This window comes from Enterobacter sp. CGMCC 5087 (genome assembly GCF_003144775.1).
GTDB lineage: Bacteria > Pseudomonadota > Gammaproteobacteria > Enterobacterales > Enterobacteriaceae > Enterobacter > Enterobacter cloacae_M.
The window spans coordinates 1-595 of sequence record NZ_QFXN01000341.1; the positions used below are offsets into that span (position 1 = coordinate 1).

Sequence of the window (595 nt, forward strand, 5' to 3'; positions counted from 1 at the left end):
CCGTTCCTCTCTTATTTACCCGGCAGGGGCATCCCAGAATGCCCCCATCCGTCCGGGTCCCCTCTGAGATTTGACTCAATGACATTACTCAAAATACTGCTGTCTGCGCTGGAGCGGGCGCTGACGTGGTATGCCAGCAGCCGGGCACAGCAATTTGTGGAAGACCACTTCCGCGAAAAAGGCTATGACGAGGACAGCATTGATATCGCCAGACAGGCGGCAACCCTGCTCGCAGGTGCCTTAGTCACGGCGCTCATGGAGCAGATACTACAGATTATCACCACGCACTTAACCCACTGACGCCCTGCTCACTGAGCGGGGTATTTTGTTTTATGACGCTTACCAGAAAGCAGGCCAGCATCGTGGTAGCGGCATACCGGAATGTTGTTACAGAAGATGACCAGGGTACGCATTTTCGGCTGGTGATCCGCGACAGCGAGGGGACGTTGATCTGGCGGGCGTGGAATTTTGAAGCCAGTGCCGGGGAGTGGTTTAACCGCTACCTGCTCAGCCAGGGTATACTGCATATTCGCACGGTGATCGATCGCCAGTTCGCACCGTAGTCGATCATGATTTCGCATCGTGTTCGATCGCG

2 protein-coding genes are annotated in these 595 nt (G+C 55.5%); both read left to right on the forward strand.

Annotated features, from left to right (window positions below; genetic code table 11):
- Positions 1–78 precede the first annotated feature (78 nt).
- A complete protein-coding gene (locus DEO48_RS26280) occupies positions 79–300 on the forward strand; it encodes a hypothetical protein (RefSeq protein ID WP_109846753.1) in 222 nt (73 codons plus the stop codon).
- A gap of 32 nt (positions 301–332) precedes the next feature.
- A complete protein-coding gene (locus DEO48_RS26285) occupies positions 333–563 on the forward strand; it encodes a DUF905 family protein (RefSeq protein WP_109846752.1) in 231 nt (76 codons plus the stop codon).
- Positions 564–595: the final 32 nt, after the last annotated feature.

What these genes read in the sequence shown, in the direction of transcription:
- DEO48_RS26280 (WP_109846753.1), top strand. Translation starts at nt 79, where the DNA reads ATGACATTACTCAAAATACTGCTGTCTGCGCTGGAGCGGGCGCTGACG.
- DEO48_RS26285 (WP_109846752.1), top strand. Translation starts at nt 333, where the DNA reads ATGACGCTTACCAGAAAGCAGGCCAGCATCGTGGTAGCGGCATACCGG.